The organism is Candidatus Methylomirabilota bacterium (assembly GCA_003104975.1).
In the GTDB taxonomy this organism is placed as follows: domain Bacteria; phylum Methylomirabilota; class Methylomirabilia; order Methylomirabilales; family Methylomirabilaceae; genus Methylomirabilis.
Genome location: PQAM01000004.1, coordinates 19,103 through 39,572, shown reverse-complemented (window position 1 = coordinate 39,572; position 20,470 = coordinate 19,103). Strand labels below are relative to the sequence as shown.

Genomic DNA, 20,470 nt, shown 5'->3' with positions numbered 1-20,470 from the left:
GTCCGATCATGGTTGCCAGTCGGCTATTGCCAAGGCTTGCTGATGGAGGGTTTCAGCGAAATCCGGCGGGTAGGAATAAACAGCAACGTAGGGACGCAATGCCTCTTCCGATTCACCAACCGGCGTCCCGTCAAGTGTGACCCAGCTATGACCTTCCAACCCATCAGTGCCTGGTCTTACCCCAAAGTGTATCGCGACCGGCCTACCTCGTTTCCAACAGTATCGATACAGGACCATGGAACGCAGCAAGCACGGGCGCCGCGAACGGAGGAGGCATGTGATGATCGCATGGCTATATCGGCGGACCCGGTCTAACGAACGGGCATCACATCCCAGTCGCGCGTTGCCGCCGGTGCACGAATGAGACGGCCTGCTCAAATAGCAGAGCAATGCAGGCAACCTCCTGGTACGCAAGAGGACTGCCGCCAGGCAGATAGTCAGCATGGACCAACCAAAGAGCCGAAGCGACTCAGGATCGGTCAGTTCCCGAAGACGGCGGACGGTCTTCACGGATCTTCACCAGTCCTTCTTTCAGGAGCGTCTCCGTTAAATCACAGAGATCTTGGCGCACCTGTTCCGCCGAAACGTCAAATCGGCCGGAAAGGGCGTGGCCGACCGTTGCGAGCGAGGTTGAGCCGTCGAACTGTTCCCAGGCGAGCGTCCCGGTCTCATTCAGGCTGAAATAGACACCGGTTTTCAGATCGAGGAGGACGCTCTCACCCTCGATGACCTTCCAGGTCACATGCTCACTTCTGATTGGGTGGGTCGTCATGAGATCGTACATTGCCATTCGTCCCTTCGCAGTATCATGACTGAGGGTATTACCGTGGTCCATGCAGGCATCGCCACTTGGGACGTTCGTAGAGCTATTTCTTTATCAGGTAACCTGTCGAAATGTCAAGCGGATTCGATCTGCCGGAATAGGGATGGCGCCGCGTCATGACGAACGACTTCCGGACGTGCGGCGCGCTCACCGTTGTCGTCATCGAGGACTGTCACCCTCCTGGCTTTCTTGTCGCCTCGTCATGGGGGATGCCGGCGACTGTCGAGCTGATGATAAACCTGCGAATAGGGTAGATTGTCTATGTCTATTGTGGGGCAGCGTTAAGTCCTTGACACGTTCTTTCGGGCCGATCTATCATCTTACCGGTTCGATCGGTCGATAATCTCATGGGTTGGTGGGCCAGTTGAGCGGCGGAAGTCCTTACTATGTCAACAAGACGGATCGTACAATGAGCAGTGGGCAAGCCGGCGAGGGACGCGAACCCATCGGTGAAATCCTGATTCGTGACGGCTCCATCACACGAGAGCAACTCCAGCGGGGGCTTAGTCACCAACGGGAAATCGGCAAACGGCTGGGCGAGACCCTTGTAGAGATCGGATACACCTCGGAAGAGGACGTAGGTAAGGCCCTCGCCACACAATATTCGCTTCCCTACCTGCCGCTCGCCTCTCTCTCAATCACGCCTGTTCCAATCCGCGATCGCCTTTCGCCAAAATACCTGCGGGAACACAAGGTCTTTCCGATTGACGTGAAAGACGGTGTATTGACCGTGGCCATGAGCGATCTGACCGATCCGTATACACTGGATGATATTCGACTGAGCACAGGGCTTGCGGTCAGTGTCTGCATAGCGAATGAACGAGAGATTCTTGAGGCGATCGACCAACTGTATGGCGATGGCCAGACAACGATCGAGAAGATCGTCAAAGGGTACGGCGAGGAGGAGGGCGGAGGGGCCGGCGAGGATCGTGAGGATATCGACCACCTCCGCGACCTGGCCTCCGAGGCGCCGGTCATTCAGCTGGTGAACCTGCTCATCACCCGTGCCGTAGAGGCCCGAGCCAGCGATATTCATATTGAGCCCTTCGAGGATGCGCTTCGAATCCGCTATCGGGTGGATGGCGTGCTGCTGGATCAGGAGTCGCCTCCCAAGCGGCTGCAACGGGCGGTCATCTCCCGCGTGAAGATCATGGCTAAGATGAATATTGCGGAACGGCGGCTTCCGCAGGACGGCCGGATCAGACTGCAGATGCAGGGCAAGGACTTGGACCTCCGCGTGTCCACGGTTCCCACCTTGCACGGGGAAAGCGTGGTCATGCGAATCCTGGATCGCAGCAGCCTCCTGGTGAGTCTTGGGGATATGGGCATGCCGGAGGATGTTCGTGTACAGTTCCAGCGGCTGATCAGAAAGCCGCACGGCATGATCCTGGTAACCGGTCCGACCGGAAGCGGGAAGACCACCACCCTGTATACGGCGCTGAGCGAGATTAACTCGGCCGATAAAAAGATCATTACGATCGAAGACCCGGTAGAGTATCAGCTTCAAGGGGTTAATCAGATCCATGTCAAGTCGAAGATCGGCCTGACCTTCGCCAGCGGCCTGCGCTCGATTGTTCGTCAGGATCCCGATGTTATTATGGTCGGAGAGATTCGCGATGCGGAGACCGCAGACATTGCCATCCATTCGGCACTGACCGGGCATTTGGTGTTCAGTACACTGCACACCAACGATGCGCCAGGCGCTATCACGCGACTCCTGGATATGGGCATCGAAAACTACCTGGTGTCCAGTGTCCTGGTAGCCGTTCTCGCTCAACGTCTGGTTCGCGTCATCTGTCCCGAGTGCCGGGAGCCCTACTATTTGGATGCAGCAGCGGTCCGGAAAATGGGGATGAAGATCGAGGTCGACGGTTCGCTGCAGGTCTTTCGAGGGAAAGGATGTGCCGCCTGCAACTTTACCGGATACCATGGCCGTAGCGGCATCTATGAGTTCTTGGTGGTCAACGAAGAGATCCAGCGGTTGATCCTGACGAAGGCGGATTCGAACGCGATTCGGCAGACGGCGATAGCATTCGGCATGAACACCCTATGGGAAGACGGTTGGCTGAAGGTCCGGCAGGGGATTACCACCGTGGAAGACCTGCTTCGGGTCACCAAAGAGGAGGCGTAGGTCGAGTCGCGGTGTGATGCGAAATCGTGCATTCATTTCGGTTGCAGCACAGAACAGACAGGGTAACCCCAATCTGCTTTGTTTTTCGCTAAGTTCACGCAACAGCTAGAGCCTGATTTGTGTTGACAGCCCACCGCTAGTTGCTATAGTCCTAAACTTACCGTCCTGTTCCGTGTCAGTAACAACGGTACGTACATATGGGAACGTTCCAATATACTGCTACCGATCGCACTGCCAAACTCGTTCAGGGGACCATGGAGGCCTCTGATGAACGGGCCGTCGTCGCGTGGCTCCGATCCAACGGCTACTACCCGATCAAGATCGGACAGGCGGGTGCTGCCGCAGACACCGGACCCGGCGCCGCTCGGTTTCAGATCCGACTGACGAGAGGCCCATCGGCGCAAGATGTGTTGGCCTTTACGCAGCAACTCGCCACGTTGCTTGAGGCCGGAATGGAGTTGGACCGGAGCCTGGCGATTCTTGTGGACTTGACCGATAACCAACGGTTTCGGTCGATTCTTCGTGGTATCCTGACCGATATCCAGGCGGGCAATGCCTTTGCCGACGGTTTGGCCAAGTACCCTCGACTCTTCTCCCGACTGTATATCAATATGGTCAAGGCGGGGGAGGCGAGCGGTGTATTGGAGGTGATCCTCACTCGTCTGGCCGGGTTTCTTGAGCGTTCAAAGGCGGTGCGGGATGAGGTGACGTCGGCCCTGATCTACCCGATTTTGCTGCTTGGTGTGGGTGGCGGCGCCGTCATGGTCATGATGAACTTTGTGATTCCGCGATTTGCTCAGATATTTGCGGATACCAAGCAACTCATGCCGCTGCCGACCAGGATGCTGTTGGCGATCAGCGCGTTGACCACCAGCTACTGGTGGTTGTTTGCAGGGCTGATCATCCTCGGTTGGGTCGGTCTCCGGGCCTATTTACAGACGGAGCAGGGTAAGACGCAGTGGGATCAGTGGAAGTTAGCGCTACCGATACTCGGGCGCCTGATCCAGGAGATTGAGGTCTCTCGCTTCGCGCGAACGTTTGGGACGCTTCTCCAAAGCGGCGTCCCGGTGCTTGCCGCCGTTTCTATTGTCAAAGAGACGATTACCAATCGGGTGATTGCCGCCGCCATGTCCAGGTTGCAAGAGGGGGTGAAGCGGGGCGAGGGGATCAGCGGTCCGCTGCGAGCCGCGGCCGCCTTTCCATCCTTTGCCATCCATATGGCCAAGGTGGGGGAGGAGACCGGACGACTCGAGGAAATGCTGATACGGGTAGCCGACACGTACGACGAGCGCGTGCGACGGACCGTCAAGCGCCTGACCTCGTTGCTGGAGCCGGTCCTGATCCTCTCTCTTGGGCTTATCGTCGGGTTCATTGTGCTGTCGATGCTGCTTGCCATCTTCAGCATTAACGAGCTTCCACTATAATACAACAGTTGTCAGTTTCGAGTGTTGAGTTACTAGCGCACAGGAGGGATGACCTTTGGCCATTATGCAGTGTGACGAAACACAGGTGTCGCTGTACCAATCGACCTTAGCGGGGGTAGTGGATAAGCCTCCATTAGACGGCACGTCTCAACAGTCTGGAACTCAACACTCAACACTCAACACTCAACACTCAACATCCCGCCGTCAGGCCGGTTTTACCCTTATTGAGCTGCTGGTTGTCATCATTATCATCGGCCTGTTGGCAGCCCTGGTCGGTCCCCAGCTTTTTGGCAGGGTGGGAAAGGGTAAGCAGGCGGCGGCTCAGGCCCAAATTGAGTTGTTCGGCGCAGCCCTCGATAACTTTCGGTTGGATGTTGGCCGCTACCCGACCAGCGATGAAGGATTAAAGGCGCTCCTCACGAATCCCGGAGGGGTGGAAAACTGGGACGGGCCGTATCTGAAAAAGGAAGAGCTTCCTGTTGATCCGTGGACCCATTCATATGTTTACAAGGCGCCCGGAGAGCACGGAGACTACGATATTGTCTCATATGGCGGTGACGGTGTGGCGGGGGGCGAAGGGGAGAATCAGGACGTTGTAAGCTGGAAGAGCATCAGGCAAGGAGGGGGGAAGGTTGAACAATAGGGCGAGGCGAGAGGCGGGGGGATTCACACTCCTCGAGCTCACCGTCGTTCTCTTTATTCTCATGTTGGCAACAGTCCTGGTGGCGCCGGCCTTCAACCGATCATTCGGGCAGGCTCAGCTTAAGGCGACGACCAGGGATATCGCCGCGCTCTGTCGGTTGGCCAGGACCCAGGCCATTGCCAACCAGGACATCTTAGAGGTGGTCTTCGACCGGCAGACAAATCGTTACTGGCTCCGCGGACCGGACTGGATCGTCAGCCGACTCGGCGGGATCGACCGGGTAGAGACGGTCGAGGATCCCGAGCAGCCTTGGCTGGCTCAGATTCGGCAGGCGCGGGTCCGTTCGCTTCCGCCCGGTGTGAGTCTCAAGTCCGTTCTGCTTGCAACCGGCCCTCTTTTGCCGGATGAGCGCGGCGTCATCGTCTTCTTTCCGCAGGGGAGTTCGACGGGCGGATCGATCGACCTCGCCGACGAGAAGGGAAGAGGCTATCGAATTGTGGTGGATGCATCGGTAGGGTTGGTTCGCATCAGTACCGGAGAAGCCGCCTAGTACCATGAAGAAGTGCCACGTGTCGAGGGTTAAGTGTCACGTGCCAAGAGGAGAACGTTTCGAGTTGCCGACACAATACGCAACACGTCACGCTCAACACTCAACACCGTCCGGCAAAGCCGGCTTTACGTTGCTGGAGGTCATTATTGCTTTAGCGATTCTTGGTATCGGATTCGCCCTGGCGATGGAGTTGCTGGCGACGGGCGTTCGCTCGGCGAAGGCGTCTGAGGAGTACACCCAAGCGGTTCTGCTGGCCCAACATAAGATGGCCGAGGTATCCGTTGCGCGAGATCTGACGCGCGCGGCCGACGGAGGGGAACTGGGCGGCGGATTCCGTTGGGCATCGGAGATCCGGGCGCTCGAACAGGCGGAAGAGCTTCCCGGTCGACTCTATAGTGTGAGTGTTCGTATTTCATGGCCGAGTCGTCGCGGAGAGAAGTCTGTGAATCTGCAGACCTTGAGGATGGCGGTGGACGAGAAAAAATTGGGGCAAACGCGTGTCGTCCAGTAAGACAGTGTCCAGTGTCAAGTGTCCAGTATTAAGGGAGGTGCGTGTCGGGCTTCGCCCTCACCCCTCTGTGCCAGCCGGTGCGGGCGGCTTCACGTTGATGGAGTTGCTGATCTCCCTCACGATCGTAGCACTGATCTTCGCTGCTGTGTTGGGGGCGATCCAGATCGGTGTGAAGTCCTGGGAGAGCGGGGAGGCGCGGGCGGAGGAGAATCAGCGCAATCGCACCCTTATCGATACGCTCGCGCGGGATCTGGCGATGATCTATCCGTTGCGCGTGAAAGAGCAGGACAGGGATGTGGTTGTGTTTCATGGTAAGTCGGACTCTATTGAGTTTGCCGCCCTCCCGCAGATCTATGGAAGCGAACCGTTCAATCACATGATCAGAATGGTAGGCTATAGCATCGAGTCCGGAGGGGGACTGGTGGCCACGACAAGCTATCCCCTGACCGATTCGGCATCGACGCCATTTGAAGAGCGGACCAGATCCGTTGACGAGCGGGTTACGGAAGTGCGCTTTCGGTATCTGGTACCGGAGGGTAGACCGGACGAGAACCGCCCCCCCGTCTGGCGTGATATGTGGGACCCCTCGCTCGATGAAACCTCTCAGCCTCTGCCGCGCAGAGTCACCGCGTCGCCCGGTCAGCGGTCCCTCAAAGGCTCTGACCGCCTGCCGTCGGCCGTTGAACTCACCCTGACGATCAGGCAGACGAAGGCGCAGGGCATCCGCGAGTTGATTCTGCCGCCATTGGTCTTTCCGGTGCAAGTGGGGCGAACTTTATGAAAAAGTGTTCAGTGTTCAGTGTCCAGTGTTCAGTTTCGAGTCGGAAGGGATGGCGGGGTATTTGGGCTGTTCAGTATTCTACACCCTACACCCTACACCCTACACCCTCAGGTGATGAGCGCGGCCTGGCGCTCATCGTCGTCCTCTGGATCCTGACATTTCTGGGCGTCGTATTTACGACCTTTACCTTCTCGATGCGCACAGAGCTGGCTGCAGCCGGCAACTTCCGACAGGAGGCGGAGGCGTACTACCTGGCCGAGGCGGGTGTCTACAGGGCGGCGGCGGAGATCATCAATGCCGACCGCAACGTTGTCCCGGACTCTACGCTGTATGACGCGACAACCGAGCGCTGGCACACCAATCCGGCCGCCTATGAGAATGTTGCATTGGGCGGCGGGCATTACTGGGTCGCTGTGACGGACGAAGAGGGCAAGATCCCCCTGAACCCGCCACCCGCGCTCATCCCCCACTACGATGCGATACTCCGTCGGCTCTTCTCCAATGCCGGCGTCACGGACGAGAAAGTGGTCGCGACCATTGTCGATTCGATCCAGGACTGGCGCGATGCCGATACCCTCCATCGCGTCAATGGCGCTGAGGATGATTACTACCTGTCGCGACCTACTCCATATCGGTCGAAGAACGGCGACTTCACCGCTATTGACGAGTTGCTGTTGGTCAAGGGAATGACGCCGGAGATCCTCTACGGCAATGTGACCAATCAACAACGACGGACGGAGTTACAGGCGCAGCTTCCCTGGGAACGGGATATCAAAGCGGGGGAATATCTTGGAGTGGCCCGTTACCTGTCGGTCTTCAGTTCGGGCAGGATCAATGTCAATACGGCCAGCCCGGAAATAATGATGGCCCTTGGACTGACGGCTGTTGAGACGAAATCGGTCCTGGATCGGCGTACGGCGGCGGCGTTCAAGAGCCCCGGTGAATTTACCCTCCACCTCACCTCCATCTCAGGAGGGGGTCGGCAGGGGTTCCAGATGTTACCTGCGGGCCAAACCGGGGCAACGAGTCCGGGGCAGGTTCGCGCCATGCTGAATCAGATCGCTGACGTACGATCAAAGAGTTTTGCGGTCCGGTCGAGCGGACGAATGGAGGGATCGCGGTTGACGGTTCGCATAGGGGCCATTTTGCGAAACGACGGGCTGGCCGGGCGACCGAAGCTCTCGATCCAGCTCTGGAGTCTCGATCCGAGGCAGGCCGGCGTATGAAGCTCGGCGACCTGATCCCGGCACCAAAGGTCGGTCTGGGTATCGACATTCGAGGAGGGCTGTTGTGTCACGCCTTATTGAGTAAGGCATTTGGGCGAATTCAGCTCCTCGATTGGGGTATCGAATCGTTGCCGGCCGATGAGAAAGACAGGCCGGAAGCGCTCAAAGAGCGGCTGACCGGCCTGTTGTCTCGATTGCCCAAACGGCCCGCCTTCGTAACCCTCGGCCTGCCGCGGCGTCTTATCACCATGCGTTCAGTCGGTATCCCCGCAGTGGGCGACGAGGAGATGAAGGGGATTGTCGACTACGAGGTTGAACGCCATATTCCCTTTCCCCTGGAGGAGGCGCAGTACGATTTCCAGGTGCTGGCACGCGATGCCGAACAGGCCACGGTCCTGCTGGCGGCAACAAAAAAAGAGGAGATCGGTCGGTATCTTGCGCTGCTGCACGAGGCGGGGATCACGCCGACCGCTCTTGGCGTCTCGGCGTTTGCCTCGTTCAATGCGCTGTTCTATAACCAGGGATCTGGCGCAGAATCCCTGAGGGCCCTTATCGATCTTCGGGATGGTGAGGCGGAACTGGGCCTGGCCAAGCAGGGGATCCTTCGATATTCCAAGTGGCTGACCCTTGATCCGGCCGCGCCGCTTGATCGACTTGTCTCGGAGCTTTCTATGTTGGTCGGTCACCTTGACGCCAACGGCGACCGACGCACGGGGCGCATCTCTCTCTCGGGAACCGGTGCCGGTAAGGGGGATCTGCTGCACCACCTGGCCGAACGGACCGGTCTTGAGGTGGAGTTTTTTCAACCGTTTCAGAGGATTCAGGCAAAAGACGTGGATCCGCAGACGGCCCATTCGCTTGGAAGTGCCGTTGGACTCGCGTTGAACGGTCTTGTCACCCTACCGCTTGGCATCGACCTGCTCCCCAAGGAGCTCGCCCCGCCCCGCCGCGATCCGAGCCTTGCGACGACCATCCGCCTTGTGGCCCTCATCGTGGTATTGGGTCTGGTCTTTCTGGTGAACGGTGCGATTCGGGAGCGCCGAGCCCTTACCGATTTAAGCGCCACGCTCGATCAGGTGAAGACCGAAGCGGCCAGGGTCGAACAGCTCAAGGGCGAGGTCGGCGTCCTCGCCGGCCAGATTGCCGCCCTGCAGATGATCGATCAGGAGGAGACCAGGAAACTGGATGTTCTGCGTGAACTGGTCCAGATCTTACCTAAAGGCGTCGTGCTTACGCTCTTGGTGGTCGAGAAGCGGGAGGTCCGGATCGGCGGTACGATCCCCGGTTCCGCCTCGGATCTGATCTCGATCCTGGAACAGTCTCCGCTCTTCGAAAATGCCCAGTTCACGTCGCCGGTGGCCCAGCGAGGCGCCGAGGGTCAGGAGTTTCAGATGAAGGCGGTCCTTGAGATGAAGACTACGCCACGGCCTGAGGGCAGTCGCCGGATTGAGGAGAAGGAGAAGCGGCCGTGACCTTCTCGTCCCGTGAGCGTAGGTTTCTGGTTGTGGGTGGGGTCGCGGTGGCCCTGTTTCTCACCGGCAATTATCTTATCATGCCGGCCATTTCAAACCAGATGGAGGTTCGAAACGAGTACCGGGAAAAGCTCGATGCCCTCGAACGCTTCCAACTGGTTGTGGACGGCAAAAGGCGTTACGAAAAGAAGTACGCGGAGACCGAAGCGCTGTTCAAGCAGCTGCAGCAGCGACTGTTGACGGGCGAGAAGTTGACGCTGGCTGCGGCTGACCTTCAGGCGATGTTGCACAAGGCGGCCGGGGAGAGCGGGGTGACTATCGTCAGTGAGAGCATTCATGCGCCGAAGAAGGCCGAGGGATTCACGCAGGTTGCGGTGGAGCTCTCTTTAAACGCCGACCTGAAGAAACTTCGCGATTTCCTGTACAAGGTTGAGAGCGCTCCGAAGTTGTTGACCGTCCCGAAGCTTCAGGTAAACGCCTCGTTTCCCAGGATCGGCGCCGAACTGCAGGTCACGGTTGTCGTCAGCGGCTATACCCTTGGGTTGGAGGAAAAGAGCGCCGGTGCGTAGACCACTCAGGCTGGTCAACCTTCTGTTGGGTGTCGTGTTGGTGGCGATGACGGCCGCTCTGATAAAGAGCTGGGTGACGCCAGTCGCCTCGACGCCAAGCCGGCCGGTCAAGAGGTCCTCGCCGGAGGTAGAGGCGGTCGCCTATAATCCAACCGCTCGTCCTCCTCTCACGCAATTCGATGTCCTGCTGGAGAAGAATCCGTTCAAGCAGCCGCCTCCACAGGCTGTAAGGCCCGGTCCTCCGGCACCCCCTCCCATTCCAATGCCGACACTCGTCGGAACGATACTCGTCGATCATGAGCGTAAAGCGATCCTGAACGACCGGGGTAAAGCGAATATCTATGCAATCGGTCAAGAGGTGGCGGGAGGAACGATCTCGGAGATCAGGGAGGATCGGATCATCTACAAACGTGGTGATACGACGCGTGAGATCATCCTCAAGGCGGCGATCGAGCCTGCAGCGCCGGCTTCCCCCGCCGTGAAAGCGCCGGAGCCTGTCGTCAATCGGGTTGAGGGATCCGAGAGGCCCGATAGGGCAGAGATTCAACGACGCCGACAGGAGCGTCTGGAGCGGCGTCAGCGAAGATCGGTAGAGTAGCTGGTAGAAGAGCGGCCGTCGTCCGCCTGCTGTGGGGAAGCATTCAGACCTGAACTGGCAGGATAGGAGGAAGGAGAGAGGATTGATTACCCGAAGAGCACTTCTTGTGATCGTGACGATGGCGGCATTCCTTCCCGCTTGTACCGCGCTTCAGACGTTCGGACGTTCTACCGCCGAGGCTCAGCCGTCGCCCGCGAAGCCCGAAGTCATTACGCCGAGGCCGGTACCGGCGCCGATCCCGGCCGCCGCCACGTCACCTGCGCCTCCAGAGGAGGAAGCCGAAGACACGGAAGACACCGAAGAGGCTGAAGATACCGAAAACGCGGAAGAGACCGCTCCCCCCAAGGTGATAGAGCCTGCACCGGTTCCTTTACCATCGACGGGCGTCTTGGAAGGCGCACCGATCCCCCTGGGCGAACCGGGGGCTCGCCGCGGTGACGCGGCCAGGGGAGTACCGGTCCATCCCGAAGCTGTACAGTATGTCTCGTTAAACTTCGACAACGCCGATCTGGAACTGGTTCTGCGTTCCATTGCCGACATCACGAAAATCAATTTTATTATCGGTCCCGGCGTCAAGGCGAATGTCACGATGCGGACGACGACGAGGGTGCCGTCGACCGAGGTCTTCTCTATCCTGGAGTCGGTGCTGGAGGTCAATAATCTGGCGGCGGTGAAGGACGGCTTGTACTATAAGATCGTTCCGATCGCCGTCGCCCAGCAGGAGCCGCAAGACGTCCAGGTGGGGAAAGAGCGCACCGAGGAACGCGAGCGGTATGTGACGCAGATTGTCCGCCTCGACTACCTCTCGGCCGACGAGATGACGAAGCTGATGCAGCCGTTCCTGGCCAGGGGCGCCAAGATGCTGGTCCACAAAGAGACCAACAGTCTGATCATTGCCGGCTTCAGCTCCACCCTCCAACGGGTGCTCGAGACCATCAAGGCCCTCGATGTCCCAACCAAACGCGACAACATCCAGCGGATCTTTGTCTATTTTGTCGAGAATGCCAAGGCCGCCGAACTGGCGAATACCCTCAACACCCTGTACGGTCGGCGGGATCTGGTACGCGGCGCGGTACCTACAGCTCGGCCCGGCCAGCCCGGCGTGGGTCTGACGCCGGGAATGCCGCCGCCTCCAGCCCCGGGTACCGGTCAGCCTCCGCCGACCCCTGTTGCAGGCCAACCGTCGCCTCCGCCGGGGGCGCCGCTGCCGTCGGGCGCCGAGGCTGCGCCGGGAGAGGTGGTGGGGGAGGTGACCATCGTCTCGGACGAGACCACCAATTCGCTGATCGTCAAGACCTCGCCCCGCAACTACGAGATCATCGAGGCGACGATCAAGCAACTTGATATCATCCCGAAGCAGGTCCTGATCGAGTTGTTATTGGCCCAGATCCGGCTAACGGATGATTTTAACTTCAGTCTGGAGCAGGTGCTCAGGAGCGGGACCATCCTCTTGTCGAGCATTAACGGGGGTCCAGCCGCTGCGGCAGTCGCCGCTTTTAAGGATCCTGCCGGTGTCTTGCCGCCCTCCGGCTTAACGTTTACGACCTTTGTGGACAAGGAGCAGTTCCGCCTTGTGCTGAACAACCTGGCAGCCGTAACCAAGGTCGAGGTGCTGGCTAATCCCCATTTACTGACCGCGAACAACAAGGAGGCTAATATCCAGATTGGCAACGAAGTGCCGATCGTCACAAACGAACAGGCCAGCCTCACCACCTTGTCCAGCGGGGGAACGACGCCGAGTTCGGGGGTTTTTCGGTCCCTCCAGCAAAAGGATATCGGGATCATTCTCAAGATCAAACCGCACGTGAATGAGAAACGATTGGTAACCCTAGACGTGGAAGCGGAGAACACGGCTGTCGATCAAGCCTCCTTCGGAAGCACGGGCTCGCCGTCCTTCCTGAAGACGATTACGAAGACCGCCATTGTGGTCGAAGACGGCCAGTCGTTGGTAATTGGCGGTATCATTCGAACCGATAAGTCGAAGGGCTACTCCGGCATCCCGTTCCTCAGTGCGATCCCGCTGTTGGGCTATCTGTTTCGTAGCACATCCAGCAACCTGAATCGAAACGAACTAGTTATTCTGATTACGCCCCATGTTGTCGCTTCACCGGAGGAAGGCCGGGCACTTACTGAGCAATTTAGAGGGCGGGTCGAGACGCTGGAGTTGCTCATGAAATCGTCACCGACGACCTCGCCATCGGGGCTTGCGCCGCTGCTCAATGGTGACAAGAAGGACGACCCCGGACAGTAGATGTTAAACGACAGATCCAGACTGCGGACCCAAGATTTCATATTGGACAAAAGGAGGCTCTCATGATCCGAGTAGCCAGCGTCGTGTTGCTGGCAGTGATAGCAGGTGTAGCCGTTCCGGCCTTCGCGCAGCAGGCGCCGACGCAGGCGGCAGTCACGTCCACGCGCCAGACGTTTCAGGCGCTCATGCCGGGCATGATGCGGGACCAGGTAGCGAAGGTTGTCGGCTCTCAGGGACCGATGGACCTTAAACAGGAGGTTTGGGGACGCTGGATTCCAGGGGCAAAGCCGGGACATGTAGAGGTTCTGAGGGTCCATTTTTACGACAACCGAGTGTACTGGGTGGAATATGACACCTTTGCCGAGACTTGGAACCGTGAAGAGAAGGGCGGCTGCGGCGACTGGATGAAGGGGCCGGTGATGCGGCTGAAGGACAGCTTCGGCATCAATCTTATGAAATAAAAAGCCCCGAAGCGCTTCCTCGCAACGACGTTGCAGGGCCTGGCTGGACAGGGCCAGGGCTTCAGGGCTCGGTGACTGCTGGAATTCCGTAGGCGGAACCCATAGGCAGCCGATCCGGTGCGGAGGACACGCCTACGTTACAATCACCTCACATGTCCAGATGGTTAACGATAAGCCCACTGGATCACCTCCTTTCTTGTGTACGTCTACCGTATCGAAGGCAGGGGCGTAACGCAAGCAAAAAATGTAATCACGCTTCCCCATTGTCTCCTGCCCAGCAAATCTCCCTCGCGGGTCATTGCGAAGGAGCATAGCGACTGAAGCAATCTCACAGTCTTTGGAGTGCGTGGCTGCCGGAAAAAACGGTGAGATTGCCGCGCTCCCGTTGGTCGCTCGCAATGACGAGCCAGGGAGTGATGGCCTCGTGCCGCAGGGTTTGGACTGTTATACCTTGCTGCGACGAACGACCAGACCTCGCGTATTCACGATGCAGGGTAGGACCGTCGCGCCTGCGGTCTCGGCCAAGGCGTTGAGCGTCGCCCTGGCCTCCGGTCGGATGACGAGGGCAAGGCACCCTCCGCCGCCGGCGCCGCAAATCCTGGCCGCGATGGCGCCGGCTCGCCGCAGCGAATGAATCAATCGATCGATGGCCGGGCTGCTCATAGTGGGAAGCGCCCGCCGCCGGATCGTCCAATCCCGGTTCAGGAGCCTGGCAATGCCGGCCAGGTCTCGTTGAACGAAGGCGTCCCGCATAGCGAGGGCATTGTCTCGTAAGGCGTCAAAGAAGGCGAATGTCTTTCGGTCGCCGTCCATATGGCGCTTGAACAGGTCCCAGTTGTTGGCGCCTGAAAAGCGGGGCTTGCCGAGATACAGCAGCAGGAGATGTTGCTGAAGCTCGTCAAGAAACGCCCGGTCGGCAATGGCGGTCCTATGAATACCGATGAGTCCGAATTCGATGCTGCCGGCGCCGCCGTAGGCGGCGGCGTAGTAATCCTGATAGCCGGTCGGGACACGGATCGCCTGCGTCTCAACAGCCTTTGCATGTTCAATGAGCGTCCGACGGTCCAGAGCGCGGCCGCCGACCGCCGCTAAAGCGGCTGCCGCGGCGACCGCCAGCGCCGACGAGCCGCCGGTCCCGGCGCCGGCCGGCGCCTGGCAGTCGGTTCGGATCTCCAGGCCGGTATCGGGCGCGAGCGATCGGATCAGTCTGGCCAGCATCTCCAGAAACGGTTGGCGCGCCCAGGCGATCGTGTCGCGCGACGACCAGGTTAGTTGCCGCCCCTGGTCGGATGCCACCAATCGAATGGCGCGTCCCGGCCGTCGCGTCACCGTCACTTTGGCGACAAGGTTGATGGCGACGTTGACGGTCATGGCCGGTTGGTGGAAGAGGTACAGCGGTGGGATGTCGAGCGTGCCGCCTGCAAAGTCGAGGCGCGTCGGTGCCGTGGCGACAATCAGTTCGGTCATACGAGACATATCTCCTGTAGGCTCCGGCATCGCCGATGCGGCAAGCGGGATGGAATGGTGAGATACCTGGCAGCCTCACGAAAGCGGTCTCCCGCAATCGCGGATGGCTCGACGCGGCAGATCAGGTAGGTCCGCAGCCGAGGGATCACAGTCTTCATGGCATCGAGATCGGCCGGATTGTTGTCGATAGCGTACATCTTCACATAGTCAGACGTAAGCGTGTCGAGTCTTCCTGCCTTCCCTGATTCGTGCGGGGTATAGACGATCTGCGTGAAGTACGGGGTAAGCGCGCAGGCCTGCACCTTATAACCTTGCCAGGCCGGGTCGCCAAAAGAGAGCAGGATGAGATCGAACGTCCGACGGCGCGCTGTATTCAGGAACTCTACCACATCGGGAAACAGGTATGGACGCAGATCGGAAAAGGTCTGTTCGAGGATCGTATGCATGGCAGGCGCGACGAACGAGGATTCAACAGCGCCCAGACCGACAAGGGCATCAAGATGCTTCTGCAGCGAATAGCCGGTCGGCCAGATCGCTTCATAGCTTCGTTCCCAGGCGTCAGCGGAGATGCCGAATTGTGCGAAGGCAGCCTTAAGATCGACCCAGAAGAAGCGATCGGTGTCAAAGAGCGTATGATCGAAATCCAGCAGGATGCCGTGCCGAGCGCCTGATGCCGTCCCCGCGGTATTGTTATCCATGTGCTGATGTGCCTGAGGCGGCATCTCGTGCGATGTCAAAAATCTGCTGGAACATCGGCTCGGTCAGCCTGCCGGTCTGGGTATTCTGTTGACTGGGATGATAGGAGGCGACCAGCACGAGGCCATCAGGGAAGACCGTGACCTGTCCATGTCCGAAGCGCGGCCTGGGGGTCGGGAGTGTAGCGCCGCAGGTCTCCAGGGCATCCAGGCAGGCCCGGAAGGCGATCTGACCCAGGGCTATAATGACTCGAACCTGCCGGAGCAGCGACAGTTCCTCCACGAGGAAGGGGCGACAGCGCCTCAGTTCGACGGGGGTCGGTCGGTTATCCGGGGGCGCGCATCGAACGGCTGCCGCGATGTAGCAATCCGTGAGACGCAGACCGTCGTCGCGGTCGGTTGACGTCGGCTGATTGGCGAACCCCGCCCGGTAGAGTGCCCGATAGAGGAAGTCGCCGCTCCGATCCCCCGTGAAGACCCGGCCTGTCCGATTACCGCCGTGGGCCGCCGGCGCTAGGCCGACTACGAGCAGGCGCGCGGTCGGATCGCCAAAACCGGGAACCGGCCGCCCCCAGTAGGTCCAATCACGGTAACGGCGTACCTTCTCTCGGGCCGTCCGTTCCCGATGCCGCACCAGCCTCGGACAACGCCGGCAGGCGATGATCTGTCGACACAACGTCTCCAGATCTCCCGCCTCACGAGTGAGACGACGCTGGAGCGGTTTTCCGGCTACACGTGCGCTGATAGTGTGGTCACCTTTTTGTCTCACTCCCCCTACGGCAGCAGACTCGATAGAGAGAGGTTGAGTGTGTGGTCGGCATCCACCGTGAAGATATCCTGTGTGAGCGTGATGAGAGTCCCGTTCGAATCTCGGAGTATCAACTTGATCGTCTGGGAGCCTCCGCTGACATTCACCAGGGCCAGGGTCGTGTCCAGATCGCCGCCGCCAGGGCTGACCGTGTCCGTGTTCACAAAGACCGGAAACGCGAAGGGCGGAACCTGCAACGCGATGGTTTTTTCTAGCCCGGGGTTGGCGAGGAACACCACCCCATTGAACTCAGTGGTCAGCCCTGTTGTGTTTGTGCACGCTACGTCGGTGCACTTGGCAATCGTCAGGCTCCCGAAGATGAAGACGCGCTTGGCAAGGGCGCTGGCAGGAAAAAGCATCCCCCCCATCGTCAGGGCCAATACGACAGCAATGAGAGTTTTTCGCATGGGACCATCCTCCTTTCTTGTCTTGTAAAGGCAAACCTCGCACGCAGGCCTCGATGTCTGCCCACCACCCAGAGTCCTGTTGATGTCTTCCCAGAGGGCTCCGGCTGCCACACCACCTGCACCGCCGATGATTTATTACATCTATGGTAACCTCCCTTGGGTTAATACCATTCTCCGTTGAAAGTTGCAATGCCAATGAGATGTTTGCTCCATCCCTTTTTCTTATGACATAATGCCAGGTAAGCGAGAATCATATTCAGGGAAGGGGTCAGAAGATGTCGATGCCTGCGACAAGCGTGATGCTACGATTCGTTGTCCATGAGCATAACGCCACCCGCTTACATTACGACTTCCGGCTTGAGATGGGCGGGGTCCTCAAATCGTGGGCGGTTCCCAAGGGACCCTCCATGAATCCGGCCGACAAGCGCCTGGCCGTCATGGTCGCCGATCATCCGGTTGACTATATCGACTTCGAGGGAATCATCCCGGAAGGGCACTACGGCGCCGGTCCGGTTATCGTCTGGGATGAGGGGACGTATGAGATGGTCGAGTCCAGATCACCGGAGGTTCAACTCGACAGCGGGAAACTCACTATTCTCCTGAAAGGACGGAAGCTGAGGGGCATTTTTACGCTGGCCCGGTTTGCCGGAGGCGAGACCGGAAGGGAGTGGCTGCTGATGAAGAAGGGCGATCAGTATGCCGACCAGGCGTGGACGCTCAAGAGTGAGCTGACGGCTACTCGACTCAAGGCGTTGGCGATGAAGACGCCATCGTGTGAAACCTCATAGCCAGTGGGGAGAGGAGGATGGCGACGCGGATCGAAAAGGACGTATTGGGGCAAAAGGAGGTCCCGTCCGGGGCCTACTATGGCATTCAGACGGTCAGGGCGATGGAAAACTTTCCCATCAGCGGACTCAGACTGCATCCCCGGATGGTGGAGGCAATGGTCGGGGTGAAGAAGGTGGCCGCGCTGGTGAACACCGACCTGGGGCTCATGAAGCCGGAGATAGGGCGGGCAATCGCCGCGGCGGCCGACGAGGTCCTGGCCGGCCAACTCCGCGATCAGTTTGCGGTAGACGTCTACCAGATGGGGGCCGGGACATCGTGCAACATGAACGTGAATGAGGTCCTGGCCAACCGGGCCATCGAGCTGTTAGGCGGTCAGAAGGGCGAGTACACGGTTGTTCACCCCCATGACCATGTGAATATGGCCCAGTCTACCAACGACGTCTTTCCGACCGCCATGCGGATCGCGGCTCGCCTGCTTTTTGCGGAGCTACTGCCGATCCTCGATGATCTGAAGACCGCCTTGGCACAAAAGGCAACGGAGTTCGATGGTATCCTGAAGTCGGGGCGCACGCATCTGCAGGACGCGGTTCCGATACGGTTGGGGCAGGAGTTCGCGGCCTATGCGGCGACCGTCGGCAAATGTCGGGAGCGGATCGCCGGTGCCGTACGATCGCTGGAGGAGCTGGGGATCGGCGGGAGCGCCGCCGGTACCGGCCTGAATACCCACCCGGAGTATCGTAGCAGGCTGGTGGAGTACCTACATACCTGGACGGGAATCGAGTGGCGTACCGCGTCCGATATGCGCGAAGCGATGCAGTCGAATCTGCCAATCGCCGAAAGCTCGTCGGCCCTGCGGCTGCTCGCGCTTGAACTGATCAGGATCTGTAACGATCTTCGCCTGCTCGCCTCTGGGCCGACCACCGGGTTTGCCGAGATCGTCCTGCCTGCCGTCCAACCGGGCTCGTCAATCATGCCGGGCAAGGTTAACCCCTCCATGGCGGAGATGTTGAACATGGTCTGTTTTCAGGTGATTGGAAATGATCTAGCCATCTCGATGGCGGTTCAGGCCGGGCAGCTTGAACTGAATGTCATGATGCCGGTTATGGCCCACAACCTTCATCAGTCGATTGAAATCCTGAAAAACGCCGTACGGGTCTTTACGGACCGTTGCGTCCGGGGAATCATCGCCGATGTCGACCGATGCCGGCGATATGCCGAGGGGAGTATGGCGCTGGCGGCCGCCTTGAATATCTCCCTCGGCTATGCCAGGGCCGCCGAGGTGGTGAGGCGCGCTGTACGCGATCGAAAGAGCATCATCGACGTGGTCCGGGAGGAAAGCCTGCTGACCGAGGCCCAGATCGCCCAGATCCTTGAGCCGATGAACCTGACCGAACCCGGACTACCCGGCCGGCCGGATCAGTTCCGATGAGAGCCCGGTGAACATCGTGCTTGCCGGCAATATTGAAAGATTGAGCTTGACGATCGAGAATGGGCGCTCTACATTAAAAGGGAAAGGAGCGTTTGTAAGATGAAACGCGTGATGTTATTGGCGGTTAGCGCCCTCATTCCGATGTTTGTGGCGTCTCAGGCATTTGGCCACGGCGGCGGGGACGTGATGGGTGACTGGGACGCTGCGGACAAGTGCACCGCCGTAAAGGGTCATTATACCGTACATTTTACAGCCTATCAGGAGCTTATCGGCTCGGGAATGATCCCCTTGATGCACGAAGTGGGCTCGGAGCAGGTAAAGAAGGAGTTTCAGTCCTACTGCGAAGGCGTTCCGAAGATCGGTAAGTTCTCCATAGCCTTTGACCTGTACAATGAAGAGATGCGATCGCTGCCCATCTCGGTTCAGATTGTTGAGGCTGAGGCTCATGAGGACAAGGGTGGAGGTGAGCACTCGCACGTTGTGTTCTCTCGACCTCCAACCGTCTACGGCGACGGATCGATCAGGATCGATGCCGAGATCCCGAATCCTGGACACTATATTGCCATCATGAAGTTGGAAAAGGTGGGCCCTGGTATCGCGCACAAGCCGCATCGCGGATCCGAGATCGGGGAATGGCAGCGGGTCAGTCACACACACGGCCCAGGGACCGACCCCACCGAAGCTCAGATGCAGGCCGTTGACCCGATCTACAGCTTCCCCTTCACCGTAGGCCTGGAGGTGCGGGCGTACAGTCGTCTGCCGTGGTTCCTGTCCAATCTCGGGTTCCAGTTGGCCGTCTCGTTGCTGGTGCTTTGCGCCTTGGCATTCGGCGTACGATACCTGATGAACGGCCGTCGAAGCAAACCGGCCTGACCGGCGAGAAGGTCTGATCTGCCTGTTCTCTTCCACATCTGGCATATCCCAAGCTTTATTTCTATGAACGATTTTCGCGTGATACACGCCCCTTCCGGTTGACCGCACGCCCCCAAAAATCGCTTGACAGCATCCGAAGGATACGATAGATTTTCGCCGCTTCCGATGATAGATGCGGCTTATCGGGACGCTGAGGGACCGTCGATGTCGGCAACACGCGAGGCGACGGTTGTGTCTATGCGAAGACCCGGGGCCTGACGGAATGGAAGGAAGCGACTCGACGGCGAAGGAGCGTTGAGGGTCTACAGAGAGGAGGTGAAGACGTGCGAGGCACCGGGAAGGTCAAATGGTTTAATGAGGCGAAGGGATACGGCTTTATCGAGCGACCGGAGGGCGGCGATCTGTTCGTGCATTACTCCGCCATTCAGGGAAACGGCTTCAGGACGCTGACTGAGGGCCAGGAGGTAGAGTTTGATGTCGTGGAGGGGCCGAAGGGAAAGCAGGCTGCCAACGTCGTCAAGCTGTAACGCATAGCTGGTTGGTGTCAAGCCGGAGACCCCCC

22 protein-coding genes are annotated in these 20,470 nt (G+C 59.0%); 16 read left to right on the top strand and 6 right to left on the bottom strand.

Annotated features, from left to right (window positions below; genetic code table 11):
• Positions 1–6 precede the first annotated feature (6 nt).
• Positions 7–444 carry a hypothetical protein gene (locus C3F12_01415; GenBank protein PWB48450.1) on the bottom strand — a complete coding sequence of 146 codons (438 nt, stop codon included), beginning with the start codon at positions 442–444 and terminating at the stop codon, positions 7–9.
• Between the two features lie 25 nt (positions 445–469).
• Positions 470–835, bottom strand: coding sequence for a hypothetical protein (locus C3F12_01410; GenBank protein PWB48449.1), 366 nt, complete (start codon positions 833–835; stop codon positions 470–472).
• A 397-nt stretch (positions 836–1,232) separates the two neighbouring features.
• On the opposite strand from C3F12_01410, the gene gspE reads away from it, so the two are divergent.
• The 12 genes from gspE to C3F12_01350 all read left to right on the top strand — a co-directional run bounded on the left by gspE (position 1,233) and on the right by C3F12_01350 (position 13,440).
• Positions 1,233–2,954 (top strand): type II secretion system protein GspE, encoded by a 1,722-nt coding sequence (gene gspE, locus C3F12_01405; GenBank protein ID PWB48448.1) that lies wholly within the window; start codon positions 1,233–1,235, stop codon positions 2,952–2,954.
• Between the two features lie 197 nt (positions 2,955–3,151).
• Entirely contained in the window at positions 3,152–4,378 is a 1,227-nt protein-coding gene (locus C3F12_01400) for a type II secretion system protein GspF (GenBank protein ID PWB48447.1), read from the top strand.
• A gap of 118 nt (positions 4,379–4,496) precedes the next feature.
• The gene (gene gspG / locus C3F12_01395; protein PWB48623.1) at positions 4,497–5,021 is read left to right on the top strand and encodes a type II secretion system protein GspG; all 525 of its coding nucleotides are present in this window, start codon (positions 4,497–4,499) and stop codon (positions 5,019–5,021) included.
• On the top strand, positions 5,011–5,571 hold the full coding sequence (locus tag C3F12_01390) for a hypothetical protein (protein ID PWB48446.1): 561 nt from the start codon (positions 5,011–5,013) through the stop codon (positions 5,569–5,571). The genes gspG and C3F12_01390 overlap by 11 nt, the downstream gene beginning before the upstream one ends.
• Before the next feature lie 4 nt (positions 5,572–5,575).
• The gene (locus C3F12_01385) at positions 5,576–6,082 is read left to right on the top strand and encodes a hypothetical protein (protein PWB48445.1); all 507 of its coding nucleotides are present in this window, start codon (positions 5,576–5,578) and stop codon (positions 6,080–6,082) included.
• Positions 6,083–6,149: 67 nt separating this feature from the next.
• The gene (locus C3F12_01380) at positions 6,150–6,863 is read left to right on the top strand and encodes a hypothetical protein (GenBank protein PWB48444.1); all 714 of its coding nucleotides are present in this window, start codon (positions 6,150–6,152) and stop codon (positions 6,861–6,863) included.
• Positions 6,860–8,089, top strand: coding sequence for a hypothetical protein (locus tag C3F12_01375; GenBank protein PWB48443.1), 1,230 nt, complete (start codon positions 6,860–6,862; stop codon positions 8,087–8,089). Before C3F12_01380 ends, C3F12_01375 begins: the two co-directional genes overlap by 4 nt.
• On the top strand, positions 8,086–9,561 hold the full coding sequence (locus C3F12_01370; protein PWB48442.1) for a hypothetical protein: 1,476 nt from the start codon (positions 8,086–8,088) through the stop codon (positions 9,559–9,561). The genes C3F12_01375 and C3F12_01370 overlap by 4 nt, the downstream gene beginning before the upstream one ends.
• Positions 9,558–10,130: a hypothetical protein gene (locus C3F12_01365; GenBank protein ID PWB48441.1), complete on the top strand. Its 573-nt coding sequence runs from the start codon at positions 9,558–9,560 to the stop codon at positions 10,128–10,130. The genes C3F12_01370 and C3F12_01365 overlap by 4 nt, the downstream gene beginning before the upstream one ends.
• Positions 10,123–10,728 (top strand): hypothetical protein, encoded by a 606-nt coding sequence (locus tag C3F12_01360; protein ID PWB48440.1) that lies wholly within the window; start codon positions 10,123–10,125, stop codon positions 10,726–10,728. The genes C3F12_01365 and C3F12_01360 overlap by 8 nt, the downstream gene beginning before the upstream one ends.
• 106 nt (positions 10,729–10,834) lie before the next feature.
• Positions 10,835–12,979, top strand: a complete 2,145-nt coding sequence (locus tag C3F12_01355) for a hypothetical protein (GenBank protein ID PWB48439.1) — start codon at positions 10,835–10,837, stop codon at positions 12,977–12,979.
• A gap of 62 nt (positions 12,980–13,041) precedes the next feature.
• Positions 13,042–13,440 (top strand): hypothetical protein, encoded by a 399-nt coding sequence (locus C3F12_01350; GenBank protein PWB48438.1) that lies wholly within the window; start codon positions 13,042–13,044, stop codon positions 13,438–13,440.
• 444 nt (positions 13,441–13,884) lie between these two features.
• On the opposite strand, the gene C3F12_01345 is transcribed toward C3F12_01350, so the two are convergent.
• The 4 genes from C3F12_01345 to C3F12_01330 all read right to left on the bottom strand — a co-directional run bounded on the left by C3F12_01345 (position 13,885) and on the right by C3F12_01330 (position 16,817).
• On the bottom strand, positions 13,885–14,937 hold the full coding sequence (locus tag C3F12_01345; GenBank protein ID PWB48437.1) for a hypothetical protein: 1,053 nt from the start codon (positions 14,935–14,937) through the stop codon (positions 13,885–13,887).
• Positions 14,904–15,605 (bottom strand): hypothetical protein, encoded by a 702-nt coding sequence (locus tag C3F12_01340; protein PWB48436.1) that lies wholly within the window; start codon positions 15,603–15,605, stop codon positions 14,904–14,906. The genes C3F12_01345 and C3F12_01340 overlap by 34 nt, the downstream gene beginning before the upstream one ends.
• Positions 15,598–16,287 (bottom strand): uracil-DNA glycosylase, encoded by a 690-nt coding sequence (locus C3F12_01335; GenBank protein ID PWB48622.1) that lies wholly within the window; start codon positions 16,285–16,287, stop codon positions 15,598–15,600. The genes C3F12_01340 and C3F12_01335 overlap by 8 nt, the downstream gene beginning before the upstream one ends.
• A gap of 89 nt (positions 16,288–16,376) precedes the next feature.
• Positions 16,377–16,817 carry a hypothetical protein gene (locus tag C3F12_01330; protein PWB48435.1) on the bottom strand — a complete coding sequence of 147 codons (441 nt, stop codon included), beginning with the start codon at positions 16,815–16,817 and terminating at the stop codon, positions 16,377–16,379.
• A 275-nt stretch (positions 16,818–17,092) separates the two neighbouring features.
• On the opposite strand from C3F12_01330, the gene C3F12_01325 reads away from it, so the two are divergent.
• The 4 genes from C3F12_01325 (at position 17,093) to C3F12_01310 (ending at position 20,435) form a co-directional block, all read left to right on the top strand.
• Complete coding sequence (locus tag C3F12_01325) at positions 17,093–17,605, top strand: 3'-phosphoesterase (protein ID PWB48434.1); 513 nt, start codon at positions 17,093–17,095, stop codon at positions 17,603–17,605.
• A 17-nt stretch (positions 17,606–17,622) separates the two neighbouring features.
• Positions 17,623–19,035, top strand: a complete 1,413-nt coding sequence (gene aspA / locus C3F12_01320; protein ID PWB48433.1) for an aspartate ammonia-lyase — start codon at positions 17,623–17,625, stop codon at positions 19,033–19,035.
• Between the two features lie 99 nt (positions 19,036–19,134).
• Positions 19,135–19,908 (top strand): hypothetical protein, encoded by a 774-nt coding sequence (locus C3F12_01315; GenBank protein ID PWB48432.1) that lies wholly within the window; start codon positions 19,135–19,137, stop codon positions 19,906–19,908.
• 323 nt (positions 19,909–20,231) lie between these two features.
• The gene (locus C3F12_01310) at positions 20,232–20,435 is read left to right on the top strand and encodes a cold-shock protein (GenBank protein ID PWB48431.1); all 204 of its coding nucleotides are present in this window, start codon (positions 20,232–20,234) and stop codon (positions 20,433–20,435) included.
• The last annotated feature ends 35 nt before the right edge of the window (positions 20,436–20,470 follow it).

Excerpts from the sequence above, each read along its gene's own strand:
- C3F12_01370 (PWB48442.1), top strand. The coding sequence starts at position 8,086 with ATGAAGCTCGGCGACCTGATCCCGGCACCAAAGGTCGGTCTGGGTATC.
- C3F12_01340 (PWB48436.1), bottom strand. The coding sequence starts at position 15,605 with ATGGATAACAATACCGCGGGGACGGCATCAGGCGCTCGGCACGGCATC.
- C3F12_01385 (PWB48445.1), top strand. The coding sequence starts at position 5,576 with ATGAAGAAGTGCCACGTGTCGAGGGTTAAGTGTCACGTGCCAAGAGGA.
- aspA (PWB48433.1), top strand. The coding sequence starts at position 17,623 with ATGGCGACGCGGATCGAAAAGGACGTATTGGGGCAAAAGGAGGTCCCG.
- C3F12_01325 (PWB48434.1), top strand. The coding sequence starts at position 17,093 with ATGTCGATGCCTGCGACAAGCGTGATGCTACGATTCGTTGTCCATGAG.
- C3F12_01410 (PWB48449.1), bottom strand. The coding sequence starts at position 835 with ATGGACCACGGTAATACCCTCAGTCATGATACTGCGAAGGGACGAATG.
- gspE (PWB48448.1), top strand. The coding sequence starts at position 1,233 with ATGAGCAGTGGGCAAGCCGGCGAGGGACGCGAACCCATCGGTGAAATC.
- C3F12_01350 (PWB48438.1), top strand. The coding sequence starts at position 13,042 with ATGATCCGAGTAGCCAGCGTCGTGTTGCTGGCAGTGATAGCAGGTGTA.
- C3F12_01345 (PWB48437.1), bottom strand. The coding sequence starts at position 14,937 with ATGCCGGAGCCTACAGGAGATATGTCTCGTATGACCGAACTGATTGTC.
- C3F12_01375 (PWB48443.1), top strand. The coding sequence starts at position 6,860 with ATGAAAAAGTGTTCAGTGTTCAGTGTCCAGTGTTCAGTTTCGAGTCGG.
- C3F12_01415 (PWB48450.1), bottom strand. The coding sequence starts at position 444 with ATGCTGACTATCTGCCTGGCGGCAGTCCTCTTGCGTACCAGGAGGTTG.
- C3F12_01315 (PWB48432.1), top strand. The coding sequence starts at position 19,135 with ATGAAACGCGTGATGTTATTGGCGGTTAGCGCCCTCATTCCGATGTTT.
- C3F12_01400 (PWB48447.1), top strand. The coding sequence starts at position 3,152 with ATGGGAACGTTCCAATATACTGCTACCGATCGCACTGCCAAACTCGTT.
- C3F12_01330 (PWB48435.1), bottom strand. The coding sequence starts at position 16,817 with ATGCGAAAAACTCTCATTGCTGTCGTATTGGCCCTGACGATGGGGGGG.